The organism is Prosthecobacter sp. Pr1, from assembly GCF_057652315.1.
Window position 1 is genome coordinate 62,915 of record NZ_JBYFBS010000008.1, and the last position, 13,015, is coordinate 75,929.

Sequence of the window (13,015 nt, forward strand, 5' to 3'; positions counted from 1 at the left end):
CTTTAAATGATGCCGAGTTCCTTGCCGATCTTCTCGAATTTCTCCAGAGCGCGGTCGATCTGCGCGAAGGTGTGGGTGGCCATGAGGCTGACGCGGATGAGCTCTTCGCCGGGAGGAACACCCGGCGGGATCACGGGATTGACGAAGACACCTTCATCCTGCAGGCGTTTGCAGAAGATGAAGGTCTTCAGCGTGTCATTCACATAGACCGGGAGGATGGGCGTCTCGGTGGCACCGAGTTTGAAACCGAGGGCGAGCAGCCCCTGCTTCATGCGATTCGTGTTGGCCCAGAGCTGCACCATGCGTTCGGGTTCGGCGATCATGATGCGCAGCGCAGCGAGCGCGGCTGCCACATTGGCGGGGCTCATGCTGGCGCTGAAAACGAGCGGGCGGGAGTGGTGCTTGAGGTAGTCAATCGTGTCTGCTTCCCCGGCGATGAAGCCGCCGAGACTGGCGAGCGATTTGCTGAACGTGCCCATGATGAGATGCACGTCATCCACGAGACCGAAATGCGAGGCGGTGCCGGAGCCGTGCTCACCGAGCACGCCGATGCTGTGGGCGTCGTCCACCATGACGGCGGCGTTGTACTGCCTGGCCAGCGCCACCAGCTCGGGCAGCTTGATGATGTCCCCCTCCATGCTGAAGACACCATCCACCACGATGATTTTGGGTGACTCTGGCGGGAGGTGCGCCAGACGGCGCGCCAGTGACGTCATGTCATTGTGCGAAAAGAGAAAAGTCTTCCCGGGGGCCATCTGGCAGCCCGCTCCGAGGCTGGCGTGATTCGCACGGTCTGCCAGGATGCAGTCCTCACGTCCCACGATGGCGCTGATGACGCCGAGATTGACCTGAAAGCCGGTGCTGTAGAGCAGCACGGCCGGCTTCTTCATGAGCTGAGCGAGTTCTTCCTCCAGCTGCACATGGATGTCGAGCGTGCCATTCAGAAAGCGCGAGCCTGCACAGCCTGCGCCATATTTCTGCACGGCCTGGCAGATGGACTCCTTGATGCGCGGATCATTGGTGAGGCCGAGGTAGCTGTTCGAGCCCAGCATGAGCACCTGCTGACCATTGATGATGACCTCTGTATCCTGGGCGGATGATATCTCCCGGAAGTAAGGGTAAATGCCTGCGGCGCGGACTTCATCCAGAGCGCGAAATTTACGAACCTTGTCGAACAACGGGAGAGGACTGGGCGAAGAAGCAGAGAGCATCGGAGCGCAAATGAGGCGCGACAGTGGCACTGGAAAACCTGCTGTCCATGAACTCCTTATAAAGTGGATGGATTATGAGGAGCTGTTCAGAAACAACTGGTAATCAATAGGCGAAAAGCCTACCCAACCTCAATCGAGCGAGCGTTTCGGCGGAGCGATGGTCACAGCACCAGGAGCCCCCGAACCGGCACGCGGCGGTGTGGGGGCCAGGCGCTGGACTTCGTAGCCAGAGATGTTCACCGCGAGGTCGAGCTTGGCGAGGAATTCCCACGTTGCAGGCACCCCCACTTCATCGGCTAATTTTCGTGCTTCCAGATAGGCTTCAAAGGCATCCGGCATGACCTGGAAGACGGCCACGCCGTTGGGATCCGCCTTGATGTCGCGCATGAGGCGAATGTAGCCGGAGTTGGGCTGCTTCATGGCCTCAATGGTCTCGCCGCCGCCGCCTTTGGGCGTGAGGGCCAGTTGCACGTAGGGCAGCGTGGGCAGGACTTTCGGTTCGAAGCCGTAAGAGCCTGCCAGCAGCGGGCTGGAGGCCGCGCGTTGCAGCAGAGCCTGGATCCGCGTGGCATCGTAAATGGTACGAGCCTTGCTCACGTTTTCGATGCCTGGCATCTTGGCGAGATCGTGGAAGTACCCGAGCACATCCTTCGGTATCGCTTTGACTTCCTTGGTGGCAGCCCCCCAGGAGAAGGTGATTTTGCCACCGGCGGCGCTGGCCTTGATCACCGGCGGCGCAGGAGGACGGGCGGGATCAAGTTTAACCCAGGCCGTGACGTCCCCTTTGGTAGCGGCGACGATGGCTTCAGCCACGACCGCCATGGTCTGACGCGTGGGAATGGCAATGTCAGCGATGTCACTGAGCAAAGCCTTGGTGGGCGAGATGCCGCCGGCCACCAGCGCCTTGTACGCCAGGGCCACATATTCCAACTGCACCCGGTCCACCAGGCCGGCGATGTCTGGCCATGCTTTCTGCGCGTTGGCAGGTGATCCCAGAATGCCTTCGAGCAGCTTGGCAAACGGGGCGTACTCCACCTTCTGGTATTCGAGCTGTGACTTCACCTTGTCCATGCCTTCGATGATTGGCTGCAAAAACTTGGTCTGGTTGAAGAACAGCACGCCTTGTTTGGCCACGAGGACGCGCGTCTCATTAGGCTTCTCAGGATAGGCGCGAGGATTTGGCAGGCGCACGTAGGTCGGCGGCGGCGGCTGGTAGACAGGTGTCTTGTCCAGCAGCGCTTTGAGGCGCTCGACTTCTGCCAGAATTTTATCGGTCTCGACCTTGCTTGCCTCACGGTCTTTTCTCCGCTGGTCCAGCTGCTTCTGGAAAGCGTCGAGATCCATGAACTTCATCTTCTGCTGCAAGTCGGCGGTATCGACGGTCTTGAGATCCTCGATGGCGCGCTTGAGCTGGGCTTCCGCCTGCTTCTGCTGCTCCTCGACTTTCACCGGATCAATCTTTTCAGGCAGCTGCTTCACCTGCTCCTGGATCTGCTGGAGTTCCTCCTTGGTGACGGGCGGCAGATCGGACAGCACTTTTTTCACCGCACTGGCCACGCTCAGGCCGACCATGACGAGCACGATGATGAGCACACCGACGACGTTCGTCATCGTGTCCATCAAGGCGACGAACGGCAGCTCCTGCTCTTCATGTGGTTTGCGTTTTGCCATGGCGTGTCAGGCAGCTTTCTTGGGTGGAGGAGTTCCGGCGGGGGGCGCAGGAGGTGCTGGCGTGGTGGGTGGCGCAGCGGGCGGTGGCGGGATCTTGCCGCGAAATTTGGCAAACAAATTAAGATCCAGCACGCCGCGACCAGGGATGGGCAGCTTGCCCACACGCACTTTGTAGTCGTTCTCCGCGCGGCCAGCACCGTTGTTGAAGGCCCCCTGCCCATCGTCACGGATGAGGAACAGGATCAGCGACTTGGGATCCTTGGCGAGTTCGGTGAGGAAGTGATTGTAGGCGGCATCAGCGACCACCACCGAGGCCGTGGCGCTCAGGCGATAGTCTTCACCCCAGGCACCGAGGATTTTCAAGGCTCCGCCGCCTGCCTCAACGAAATAGACTTTCGTATCCGCCGGCATGCCGGTGCCGGAAGGCTGCACGATCACCGGCGGGATCTTTTTGTCCGGCGGCACATCGCGCTTCTTGAGCTCGGCCATGAGGGTGGCGATTTCCTTTTTGCTCTCCGCCTGCTGCTGCTTCATGCCCTCGATTTCGAGCATCAGATCATCCAGCTCCTTCTGCATCTTCTGGCTGATCTTGAGGTTCTCCTCCTGGAGGTCCTTGGAGGTGTTGATCAACTTCCGTAGCTTGATGAAGCGCTGTTCCTTCTCTTCGATCTGCTTTTGCAGCGCTTCCAGGGATGCCAGCTTTTCCTTGAGAATGACGTCCTGCGCCTTGCGCTCCACGATCTCCTGCCGCAAGCGCTTGGCGTCCTGCGCCATCTGCACGTCCTCCGGTGTGCGTCCTTCCGTCTGCTGGGTCTGCGATACGCAGAGCACCACGATGATGAGGATCAGCACCCCGATCAGCGAGCACAGAATGTCCAGAAACGGGACCAGCAGGATCTCGTCTTTGGCGGCATGTCGGCGCTTTGCCATGATTTTCTATAGGAATGAGCTGAGGTTGAGGCGGCTATTTGCTGCTGAACCAGCCCTTTTTCTTCACCTGATGAATCATGATCTGCTTGCCGCCGAGTTCGGACAGCAGGGTGTTCAAAGACTGGATGCCGCTGGCCAGAGCGCGCGTGTAGTCCGTGGTGGTCTTCACGCTGTCCTTCACCGCATTGGTCATGTCTTCACGCATGCGGTTCAGCGTCATGGCAAACTCGGCGTCCACCCGCTGCTGATGCGCGGCGGCGCGTTTGTCGAGGTTGTCAGCCTGCTCCTTGATCTGCTTGGAGAGGGCGTTGAGATCCACGAGGAAATCCTTCTGCGCATTGGCCACCGCTTTCACCAGCGTGTCCATCACCCCCGCCGTCTCGCCACCGGCAATGCTGCCGCCGTCATTGAGGCGGGGCAGCAGCACTTCATTGCAGAAGGCGTCGATGTCATTGAGGCAGTCATCCTCCGCTTTCATCATGCCGTTGAGCGGGAAGTTCAGCGTCATGGCCAGCACGAGGCCGAGCAGCGTGGCATCGAATGCGGTGCCGAGACCGCCGGTCACGGCGCCCAGTGTCGCGGTCACCTGCTTGAGATCGGTCATGTTGCCGAAGTTCATGCCGCCGATGGCGTGTGACAGACCGATGACGGTGCCGATGAACCCCAGAATCGGGATGGCCCAAAGGAATGCCTTCAGCAGCGAGTAACTGCCGCCAATGCGCATGCTGTCGATGTCAGACTGGCTGGAGAGCATGTTCGTCACATCCCCCACATTTTGCTTCACCTCAAAGAGCTCCAGGGCCTTGCGGATGCGGTTGACCATCATGCTGTCACGCAGGCGATGCGGCAGCTTGTAAACGTGGTCGATGAACTGGCCCACGTTGTCGCGGTTGATTTCCGCACCCAGCTCCCAGGGCAGCACATCCAGCAGCAGCGCCTTGCGCTGATGGCTGAGCTTTTGCATTTTCAAATACAAGATCGACATGGCCCACGTGAAGAACAGCGTGTTCATGAAGCTCACCAGCATGTGCTTGAAGAACAGCGACGCGATGAACTGCATGGTCGTGTACGTCGCCGGAGAGACGCTGTCCGGCGCCTTGAACGGGAACAGAATACCCACCCATGCGAGGAACAGCACGAAGCCGATGCCGAAGCTCAGAAACCCATTGGGGTTTGTCGGATCGATTTCCTCCCAGCCGCCGCGCTCTCCACGCTCCGGCGTGCCGGTGGCGGGCGGCTGCTCAGGGGCGGAGGCCCCATGCTCATATTCAGCTCCGAATGCGTCGTTTTCAGCAGGCGCTGAGGCTTGCTCAGGCGCGGATACGCCGCTGGGAGCCGGCAGCCCCGAAGGTGCTGGCAGCGAAGCAGGGGCCATGGCCGGAATGCTCAGCTTGGTATTGCAGCCAGGACAGCGGACTATTTTGCCTGCCATTTCCGGCTCGGCTTTGAGTTGCATGTCGCATGAGGGGCATTTGAACGTCACAGGTGATTTTCCTCCAAGGTGTGATTTAAAAAGTGGGCGCTGCTACTTAGCGAAAGACATACCCATTCGACAATAGATTTCTTGGGATGAAAATAAACTTCAGCCACAAAGATACCAAAGTATCGGCCAAAGGTATCATTTTTGTCCACTCGACTCTGCTCAGAGCAGTTCTTCCACGAAGCGCTTCGAATCAAACGCCTGAAAATCTTCGACGCGCTCCCCCAGTCCGATGAAACGGGTGGGCACGCCAAGTTCCTGCTGAATCGCCACAAGCACACCGCCTTTGCCGCTACCATCCAGCTTGGTGACAATGACACCGGTCAAAGGAATCACCTTATTAAACTCACGCGCCTGCTGCAATGCATTGGAGCCGGTGGTCGCATCACAGACCAGCAGCACTTCATGCGGAGACTCGGCATCCTTGCGCCCGAGAATGCGGTGAATCTTCTTCAGCTCCTCCATCAGGTTGTGCTTTGTGTGCAGCCGCCCGGCGGTGTCACAGATGAGGTAGTCAGCCTCCGTCTTGAGCGCCTTTTCGTAGCCTTCAAAACAGACGGATGCCGGATCGCCATTCGGCGGCCCTTTGACAAGAGGGATCTGCAAACGCTCAGCCCAGACCGTGAGCTGCTCCACAGCAGCGGCGCGGAAGGTGTCTGCGGCAGCCAGCACCACCTTGTGCCCGCTCTTGTGAAGAAGGTGCGCCAGCTTGGCTGTGCTCGTGGTCTTGCCGGTGCCGTTGACTCCTACAATGAGGAGGACCTTGGGCTTGCCGGGGATCGGCTCGATCGCAGGCACCGACTCGGGCAAAATTTTGCGCACATGCTCACGCGCCACCTGCACGATGTCCGCCCCGTGCAGCGTGCGCTGGCGGGATTTCAGGTCTGCCACGATCTGCAGCGCCAGACGCGGGCCCAGATCTCCACCGATGAGGGAGGCCTCCAGGTCATCCCAGTCAATGTCGGGCTTGGTGAAGCGCTGGATGAGTGATTTGAAAAAACCGGCCATGGCGAAAGAAGGACGAAATCAGAAGGACGAATATGGAATGCGCCATGATGACGACGCATTCGTGTTGAAGATTTGAAGCCGCGCCCGCCTAGGCGCCAGAGGTGTCGGTGGTGGTGCCAAGGGGATGCTCCACCTTTTTGGGCTCAGGTTTGCGCAGGGATTTGGCCAGCTTGTCGAGCACTCCATTGACGAAGGAGCCGGACTCCCCGGCGCTGAGGGCCTTGGCGATGTCGATGGCCTCGTTCAAGATGACAGGCGTGGGCACCTCCGGGCAGTAGAGCAGCTCGTAGGAGGCCACGCGCAGCACGTTGCGGTCCACGGCGGCGAGTCGTTCGAAACTGAAGTTCTCCAGCAGTCCGGTGATCCCTGAATCGATCTGCTCCTGATGGCCGATGACCCCCTTGATCAAGTTTTCAGCAAACGCACGGGTGGAAGCCCTCGCGCTATGAAGACTCCAGAAGTCTTCCGGTTCCCCGGGCTTTTCCGTTCCTTGGAGATCACGGGCAAAGAGAAATTGAATGGCGGCCTCGCGGCCTTCGCGGCGTCTTCCCATGATGTTAGGCGTGGTCAAGGGGTTCGCCGGCAAAGCTGGCCTTCATCTTGCCGAACAGATTGATCATTTTGACGCAAGTCTGCGCGGCCTCTGTGCCACGATTGATGGTGGCGCCCAGGCAGCGTTCCTCCGCCTGCTCCTCCGTGCTGACGAGCAGCACCTCATGAATGACCGGGATGCAGTGCCTCACCGCCATCTGCTGCAGGGCATCGGTCACCGAAGCACCGACGAGATCGGCATGCTCCGTGGAGCCACGAATGATGACTCCCAGGGTGATGACGGCATCCGGTGCGCTGCCACGCAGCACGTGCTCCACGCAGACGGGAATCTCAAAGGCGCCGGGCACGCGATAGACATCGATGGAAGCATTGGGAGCAATGACTTCGATCTCTTCCTTGGCGGCATTGAGCAGGCCCTGGACGAACTGGTTGTTGTACAATGAGGCGACGATCGCGATGTTGATCGGATCCTGGGTGGGGCGTGGACGGCTGGAGGCGTAATTGGACATGTGACTAAAGCTTGTGGCCCATCTTCTTCTTCTTCGTTTCGAGATAGCGGGCGTTCTCGGGTTTTGGCGTGGATTTAACGGGGACTTGTTCGACGATTTCGAGCTTGTGGCCTTCAAGGCCCACGACTTTGCGCGGGTTGTTGGTCATGAGCAGAAGTTTGCGCACCCCCAGATCGGAGATGATCTGCGCACCGATGCCGTAGTCGCGCAGGTCCATGGGGAAGCCGAGTTTCAGATTGGCCTCCACGGTGTCAAAGCCCTGCTCCTGGAGCTTGTAGGCCATGATCTTGCCGTGCAGACCGATGCCGCGTCCTTCGTGGCCGCGCATGTAAACGATGATCCCCTTCCCTGCAGTGGCGATCTGCTTCATCGCGGCATGCAGCTGGCTGCCGCAGTCGCAGCGGCGGGAGGAAAACACATCTCCGGTGAGGCATTCGCTGTGCACGCGCACGAGCACGGGCTCATCAGGTGTGACGTCTCCCATGACCAGAGCCACGTGGTGGACGCCATCCAGGCTGCTTTTGTAGAGGTGCAGTTTGAAGACTCCGAAGTCGGTGGGCATGTCCACGACCTCGATCTTTTCCACCAGCTTCTCGCTCAGGCGGCGGTGCGCGATCAAGTCGGCGATGCTGCACATCTTGAGGGCGTGCTTCTTGGCAAATTTCTTCAGGTGCGGCAGACGCGCCATGGTGCCGTCGGCGTTCATGATCTCAATCAGCACCCCGGCTTCACGCAGACCCGCCAGACGGGCCAGATCCACGGCGGCCTCGGTATGCCCCGCGCGGCGCAGGACGCCGCCCGGCTTGGCCACCAGTGGATTGATGTGGCCGGGCTGCACCAGATCCTCCGGCTTGCTTTTGGCATCCGCCAGCAGGCGGATGGTGCGGCAGCGGTCGGCCGCGCTGATGCCAGTGCTGATGCCCTTGGCAGCATCCACGGTCACGGTAAAGTCGGTGCGGAAGGCTTCGCGGTTCTCCGGCACCATGCTGGGGAGGTTCAGCTTCTCGGCGATTTCAAGGGAGACCGGCACGCAGAGCATGCCCCCGCCCTGCCGCACCATGAAGTTCACCATGTCAGCGGTGATCTTTTCGGCGGCACAGATCAAGTCCCCCTCATTTTCACGGTCTTCGTCATCGGTGACTATGACCATACGGCCAGCGCGAATGTCTGCGAGGACAGACTCCACGGAGTCGAAAGCGGATTCCTTTTTGCGGGGCATGAGAGAGGTGTAAAAGAGCCAGTGCCGCGGGTTGCGGCGTCAGGGTCGGATGATTTAAACGGTTGGAGACTGTTTTCCAGTGCGAGTTGCTTTTTCGTTGCTGTGTTTGAGGGGCTTCGCGTAATGTCAAGTCATGCCTCCTCCAACCAAAGTCAAACGCCCGTCATCCGTGACGGTGGGGGAGTTTTTCAGCCTGAATGAAAAATCGCTCAAGCTCAAGCTGATCGGCAGCGATGCGGGCTACACGCGCAAAATCAGCGAGCCCTCGGTGAACCGCCCCGGTCTGGCGCTGTCCGGCTTCTTCACCTACTTCGCTTACAAACGCGTGCAGGTCATCGGGAACTCGGAGTGCTCCTTCCTCGAAGGCCTGGACCCCAAGCTGCGTGCGGCGCGCTTCAGCCAGCTCTGCTCCTGGGACATCCCCTGCGTCGTCATCGCGCGCGGGCACCGGATTGACGATGACCTGATCCAGATCGCCAATGAGGCGGGCATTTCGGTCTTCCAGACCAGCATGATGACCATGAAGTTCCTCAATGCGGCCACCATCAAGCTGGAGTGGGCCTTTGCCCCCACCCTGCTGGTGCATGGCTGCCTGGTGGACGTGCAGGGCCTCGGCGTGCTGATCCAGGGGGACAGCGGCTGCGGCAAGAGCGAAAGCGTCATCGGCCTGCTCCAGCGCGGCGCCAGCCTCGTGGCGGATGACGCCGTGCGGCTGCGCCTGATCGAAGACCGGGAGGTCATCGGCTCCGCCCCGGACATCACCCGCGGGATGATCGAAATCCGCGGCCTGGGCATTCTCAATGTGGCGGCGCTCTTTGGCGTAAGCGCCGTGCGCCTCAGCAAACGGCTGGATTTGATCGTGGAACTCGTGCGCGGTGCCAAAACCGAAGACCTGGAGCGCGTGGGGGTGAACAACGACACCCGCGAGATCATGGGCCTCAAGATCGGCCGTGTGGCGCTGCCGGTGGAGCCGGGCCGCGACGTGGCCGGACTCATCGAACTGGCCGCCATCAATTTTAAATTACGCACCTTTGGATACAACAGCGCCGTAGAGTTTGACCAAAGGTTGTTGAAAAAGATGACGGATGATCAATTAGGTTAACAGCAGCACCTTCCCTCACCACCATGAGCATTCAAAAAGAACTGACGATCCGCAATAAAATGGGCATGCACGCACGCCCGGCGGCGCAGTTCGTCAAGCGTGCCAGCAAGTATCAGTGTGACGTCTGGGTGGAAAAAGACGACGAGCCCGTGAACGGCAAAAGCATCATGGGACTCATGATGCTGGCCGCAGGCCGTGGCGAGACGATCAAAATCATCGCCGACGGCAACGACGCCGAGGCTGCCGTGGCCGATCTCGAAGAACTCGTCACCTCCGGCTTTGGCGACGCGGAGTGATGGCGCGGGCCTGGCATTTCATCACACGCTGCGAACCAGCGTACCAAACGCCCCCACAGCTCCTGCCTTTCCACATTCAAAGGACGGCGCACCTTTTTGAGCGCCAGCGACGCCACAGACCCGAAACTTCGGACCCGCACAGCGGTTCCCTACCAGCCCTGCGGCACGCGTTGCTCTGGATGGTAGGGATGCGCTGTGCGTGTCCCTGAAGACCTCATCATAAGCTGCTGCCTCATCGCAGCCCCCCCCCCTTTCAGTCCTACTTCTTGGACTTTTCCGCCGGCTTCCCTGCGGAGACCCGGATCTCGGTCTCCTCATCCACCACGGGCGGAGGCGGCTCTTTCAGCATCTGCAGCATCATCGTGCCGATGAGGTAGATCAGGCCGCCGCCGATGCCGGCACCGATGGCGATGAAACGCCGCTGCCACGTATGCTCCTGATCAATGGCATACCAGAAGCGCATGCAGAACAAGATCCAGATGACGCTGGCGCCGAGAACGAGAAGATGACCTGAGGACATAAGGAGGATGATTCTGGCGCGAAATCCCGCCGCCAGCGACAGAAAAAACAAAACCCCGCACAGGGCGGGGTTTTGCACACATCGAGCTGAAAAAAAGAGTCGATTAACGCTTGGAGAACTGGAAGCGTTTGCGGGCGCCTGGGCGACCTGGCTTCTTACGTTCCTTGGCGCGGGAGTCACGGGTCAGCAGACCGTTCTGCTTGAGGACGCCGCGAAGCTCAGGATTCACGCCGATCAAAGCGCGGGCAATGCCGAGACGAACAGCACCCACCTGGCCGGTGCAACCACCGCCGCTGGCGTTCACCTTGAAGTCATACGTCTGGCGGGAGTTCGTGAGGGCCAGCGGGAACAGAATCTGATTCTGCAGGGCGACCGTCGGGAAGTACTCTTCGAAGTCACGTCCGTTGACGGTGATGCTTCCGGCTCCTTCAGTGATGAAGACGCGGGCGATGGCGGTCTTGCGGCGGCCGGTGGTGGTTTTGAGAGGCTTGCTCATGCGATAGGTAACAGGGAAAAAATTAGGCGATGACGACAGGCTTTGGATTCTGCGCCTCATGCGGATGCGCGGCACCCTCATAGATCTTCAGCTTGCCCATGACAGCGCGGCCAAGACGATTGTGAGGGACCATGCCCTTCACAGCGCGCTCAACGAGAAGCTCTGGACGGCGGGCGCGGACGCGCTCAACGTTTTCGATCTTCTGATTGCCGACGTAGCCAGCTTTCGAGGTGTAGATCTTTTGGATCTCCTTTTTGCCGGTCAGGCGGACTTCGGCGGCGTTCAGGACGACCACGAAATCACCCGTATCAACGTGTGGGGTGAAAATAGGCTTGTTTTTACCGCGCAGGAGGTTGGCTGCGGTAACTGCGACGTCTCCAAGAATTTGGTTCTTGGCGTCGATGACCCACCATGTGGGGTTCTGCTCCTGGGCTTTTGCTGAAAACGTCTTCATTAGTGCTGTGTACGAAATATCTTCCGACTGGGAAAGAAGGGGCCGCGATGGTAAGAGGATTGGAGAATGTGTCAAGGTGGAAACCAAGTTATTCACAATGAAAATTGGCCTTGGCACGCATTTTTGGCCGATTGCCCGGTCCAAGCAGGCTGCTAACCCATGATTTTCACTTCCGCCACAGCCATTTCATCGCCTCTGGGAAGATGCTCGCGCCGTGTTTGCTGTTATGCGCGCCGTCCCCAAAGGTGAAGGTGTAATCGTACTGCTGATAGGCCAGCGCCTTGGCCATCTGCTGGTTTGCCAGCGGCCAGTTGCCATAGGGATTGTCCAGATCGCTGCTGCCATCCTGCAGATAGACGCGCAGCGGTTTGCGCTCGGTGAGGCGGATGATGGAAGGATAGACATGCCCGCCCGCGAGATCGACATAGCTGCCGATGGTGGAGAAGACCTTGCGAAACTTGTCCGGACGCTCCCACGCCACCGTGAAGGCGCAGATGGCCCCGCTGCTGGCTCCGGCGATGGCCCATCCTTCGGGATTCTCCGTGAGTTTGTAATCCTTCTGCACCTGCGGGATGATTTCTTCCAGCAGGAAGCGCGCATACACATCCCCCAGCGTGTTGTACTCCTTGCCCCGGTTGTTGTTCTTCCACGCGCTCGGCGGCTTCGTTTCACCGCTGTGGCCGGGATTGATGAAGATGGCGATGGTGGGCTGCATGTCCCCGCTGGCGATCAGATTATCAAATACCACCGGCACCCGCCACGCGCCCTTCAGGCCGACGTAGTCGTGGCCGTCCTGAAACACCATGAGGTTCGCCGGTTGATCAGGTTTGTATTGGGCGGGGACGTAGATCCACCAGTCACGGCTGGTGCCAGGGTAGATCTTGGATGCATGCGCCGGCATCGGGATCACCTTCCCTTTTGGCACGTCCGGTTTCTCTTGGGAGAGAGGTCCGAGTTTGTAGTCATCCACCGCGAGGGCGGAGAGGGAGAGTGAAAAGAGGAGCGGGAGGAGAAGGCGCGGGGTCATGGCTGGGAGCCAAGATGGGGATTAGCTCCGAAGGCGTCAAGAACGATGGCGCAAGCTTCACACCTACAACATGCGTCAGACACTGACGGACCCGCGAATTTCACCATTGTTCCAAAGAGAGACCACTACGGCCATTTGGTTGTTCTGCACTTTGCCTTCTACTCCCACGCTTTGCATTACTTTTTGCCAAAGTGCTGTGAGGCTGCTGCAATGAGACGAATTTTCAATCAGGAGCCTGACCGCCTCGATGGCGTATGTCTTGTTGGCTACGTCTTCTTTCTTTTTGAGGTAAGAGCCGGATGCAACCCCCTCAATGTAGCCGTCTTCACATAGGCCGAGAAAGGTGCTTTTGGGACATGACTTCTCCTGACTGGTTTTGCGGTCTGTAATAGACACTATGGCTTCTTCCCAAGCAGAGATGGGACTGATTTTTTTACTCCTGCATAGTTCGACGGCAGCCAGAGCCGCCCTCCCATATTGATTTTTCACTTCTTTCATGGGAGGAGGCTTGGACACTGAACGCCTGAACCAGACCAGTTG

15 protein-coding genes are annotated in these 13,015 nt (G+C 59.2%); 2 read left to right on the forward strand and 13 right to left on the reverse strand.

The genetic code is table 11. The annotated features are described in order from the left end of the window. Positions 1 to 2: 2 nt before the first annotated feature. The 8 genes from AC24GY_RS14745 to AC24GY_RS14780 form a co-directional block, all read right to left on the reverse strand. A complete protein-coding gene (locus AC24GY_RS14745) occupies positions 3 to 1,211 on the reverse strand; it encodes an aminotransferase class I/II-fold pyridoxal phosphate-dependent enzyme (RefSeq protein WP_487684349.1) in 1,209 nt (402 codons plus the stop codon). Positions 1,212 to 1,340: 129 nt separating this feature from the next. Continuing rightward, positions 1,341 to 2,882: a hypothetical protein gene (locus AC24GY_RS14750; protein ID WP_487684352.1), complete on the reverse strand. Its 1,542-nt coding sequence runs from the start codon at positions 2,880 to 2,882 to the stop codon at positions 1,341 to 1,343. 6 nt (positions 2,883 to 2,888) lie between these two features. Beyond that, positions 2,889 to 3,812 (reverse strand): hypothetical protein, encoded by a 924-nt coding sequence (locus tag AC24GY_RS14755; protein ID WP_487684355.1) that lies wholly within the window; start codon positions 3,810 to 3,812, stop codon positions 2,889 to 2,891. A 34-nt stretch (positions 3,813 to 3,846) separates the two neighbouring features. After that, complete coding sequence (locus AC24GY_RS14760) at positions 3,847 to 5,268, reverse strand: MotA/TolQ/ExbB proton channel family protein (RefSeq protein ID WP_422320123.1); 1,422 nt, start codon at positions 5,266 to 5,268, stop codon at positions 3,847 to 3,849. Between the two features lie 186 nt (positions 5,269 to 5,454). After that, on the reverse strand, positions 5,455 to 6,300 hold the full coding sequence (ftsY, locus tag AC24GY_RS14765; RefSeq protein WP_487684359.1) for a signal recognition particle-docking protein FtsY: 846 nt from the start codon (positions 6,298 to 6,300) through the stop codon (positions 5,455 to 5,457). 88 nt (positions 6,301 to 6,388) lie between these two features. Further along, positions 6,389 to 6,853, reverse strand: a complete 465-nt coding sequence (gene nusB, locus AC24GY_RS14770) for a transcription antitermination factor NusB (RefSeq protein WP_487684362.1) — start codon at positions 6,851 to 6,853, stop codon at positions 6,389 to 6,391. A 4-nt stretch (positions 6,854 to 6,857) separates the two neighbouring features. Next, positions 6,858 to 7,361: a 6,7-dimethyl-8-ribityllumazine synthase gene (ribH, locus tag AC24GY_RS14775; RefSeq protein ID WP_422320126.1), complete on the reverse strand. Its 504-nt coding sequence runs from the start codon at positions 7,359 to 7,361 to the stop codon at positions 6,858 to 6,860. A 4-nt stretch (positions 7,362 to 7,365) separates the two neighbouring features. After that, on the reverse strand, positions 7,366 to 8,580 hold the full coding sequence (locus AC24GY_RS14780) for a bifunctional 3,4-dihydroxy-2-butanone-4-phosphate synthase/GTP cyclohydrolase II (RefSeq protein ID WP_422320127.1): 1,215 nt from the start codon (positions 8,578 to 8,580) through the stop codon (positions 7,366 to 7,368). 133 nt (positions 8,581 to 8,713) lie between these two features. Here AC24GY_RS14780 and hprK point away from each other — a divergent pair, with 133 nt between their 5' ends. Beyond that, positions 8,714 to 9,682 (forward strand): HPr(Ser) kinase/phosphatase, encoded by a 969-nt coding sequence (gene hprK / locus AC24GY_RS14785; protein WP_487684365.1) that lies wholly within the window; start codon positions 8,714 to 8,716, stop codon positions 9,680 to 9,682. Between the two features lie 23 nt (positions 9,683 to 9,705). Then, positions 9,706 to 9,978 carry an HPr family phosphocarrier protein gene (locus AC24GY_RS14790; protein ID WP_395734000.1) on the forward strand — a complete coding sequence of 91 codons (273 nt, stop codon included), beginning with the start codon at positions 9,706 to 9,708 and terminating at the stop codon, positions 9,976 to 9,978. 259 nt (positions 9,979 to 10,237) lie between these two features. Here the strand turns inward: AC24GY_RS14790 and AC24GY_RS14795 are convergent, their stop codons facing one another. From AC24GY_RS14795 to AC24GY_RS14815, 5 genes are all read right to left on the reverse strand, one after another. Next, positions 10,238 to 10,498, reverse strand: coding sequence for a hypothetical protein (locus AC24GY_RS14795; protein WP_487684368.1), 261 nt, complete (start codon positions 10,496 to 10,498; stop codon positions 10,238 to 10,240). 103 nt (positions 10,499 to 10,601) lie between these two features. After that, complete coding sequence (gene rpsI / locus AC24GY_RS14800) at positions 10,602 to 10,994, reverse strand: 30S ribosomal protein S9 (RefSeq protein WP_300932163.1); 393 nt, start codon at positions 10,992 to 10,994, stop codon at positions 10,602 to 10,604. A 22-nt stretch (positions 10,995 to 11,016) separates the two neighbouring features. Further along, a complete protein-coding gene (rplM, locus tag AC24GY_RS14805) occupies positions 11,017 to 11,448 on the reverse strand; it encodes a 50S ribosomal protein L13 (RefSeq protein WP_422320131.1) in 432 nt (143 codons plus the stop codon). Positions 11,449 to 11,614: 166 nt separating this feature from the next. Further along, entirely contained in the window at positions 11,615 to 12,475 is an 861-nt protein-coding gene (locus AC24GY_RS14810; RefSeq protein ID WP_487684372.1) for an alpha/beta hydrolase, read from the reverse strand. A 75-nt stretch (positions 12,476 to 12,550) separates the two neighbouring features. Further along, positions 12,551 to 12,973 carry a DUF6979 family protein gene (locus tag AC24GY_RS14815; RefSeq protein WP_487684375.1) on the reverse strand — a complete coding sequence of 141 codons (423 nt, stop codon included), beginning with the start codon at positions 12,971 to 12,973 and terminating at the stop codon, positions 12,551 to 12,553. Between the last annotated feature and the right edge of the window lie 42 nt (positions 12,974 to 13,015).

What these genes read in the sequence shown, in the direction of transcription:
- AC24GY_RS14745 (WP_487684349.1), bottom strand. Translation starts at nt 1,211, where the DNA reads ATGCTCTCTGCTTCTTCGCCCAGTCCTCTCCCGTTGTTCGACAAGGTT.
- AC24GY_RS14750 (WP_487684352.1), bottom strand. Translation starts at nt 2,882, where the DNA reads ATGGCAAAACGCAAACCACATGAAGAGCAGGAGCTGCCGTTCGTCGCC.
- AC24GY_RS14755 (WP_487684355.1), bottom strand. Translation starts at nt 3,812, where the DNA reads ATGGCAAAGCGCCGACATGCCGCCAAAGACGAGATCCTGCTGGTCCCG.
- AC24GY_RS14760 (WP_422320123.1), bottom strand. Translation starts at nt 5,268, where the DNA reads ATGCAACTCAAAGCCGAGCCGGAAATGGCAGGCAAAATAGTCCGCTGT.
- ftsY (WP_487684359.1), bottom strand. Translation starts at nt 6,300, where the DNA reads ATGGCCGGTTTTTTCAAATCACTCATCCAGCGCTTCACCAAGCCCGAC.
- nusB (WP_487684362.1), bottom strand. Translation starts at nt 6,853, where the DNA reads ATGGGAAGACGCCGCGAAGGCCGCGAGGCCGCCATTCAATTTCTCTTT.
- ribH (WP_422320126.1), bottom strand. Translation starts at nt 7,361, where the DNA reads ATGTCCAATTACGCCTCCAGCCGTCCACGCCCCACCCAGGATCCGATC.
- AC24GY_RS14780 (WP_422320127.1), bottom strand. Translation starts at nt 8,580, where the DNA reads ATGCCCCGCAAAAAGGAATCCGCTTTCGACTCCGTGGAGTCTGTCCTC.
- hprK (WP_487684365.1), top strand. Translation starts at nt 8,714, where the DNA reads ATGCCTCCTCCAACCAAAGTCAAACGCCCGTCATCCGTGACGGTGGGG.
- AC24GY_RS14790 (WP_395734000.1), top strand. Translation starts at nt 9,706, where the DNA reads ATGAGCATTCAAAAAGAACTGACGATCCGCAATAAAATGGGCATGCAC.
- AC24GY_RS14795 (WP_487684368.1), bottom strand. Translation starts at nt 10,498, where the DNA reads ATGTCCTCAGGTCATCTTCTCGTTCTCGGCGCCAGCGTCATCTGGATC.
- rpsI (WP_300932163.1), bottom strand. Translation starts at nt 10,994, where the DNA reads ATGAGCAAGCCTCTCAAAACCACCACCGGCCGCCGCAAGACCGCCATC.
- rplM (WP_422320131.1), bottom strand. Translation starts at nt 11,448, where the DNA reads ATGAAGACGTTTTCAGCAAAAGCCCAGGAGCAGAACCCCACATGGTGG.
- AC24GY_RS14810 (WP_487684372.1), bottom strand. Translation starts at nt 12,475, where the DNA reads ATGACCCCGCGCCTTCTCCTCCCGCTCCTCTTTTCACTCTCCCTCTCC.
- AC24GY_RS14815 (WP_487684375.1), bottom strand. Translation starts at nt 12,973, where the DNA reads ATGAAAGAAGTGAAAAATCAATATGGGAGGGCGGCTCTGGCTGCCGTC.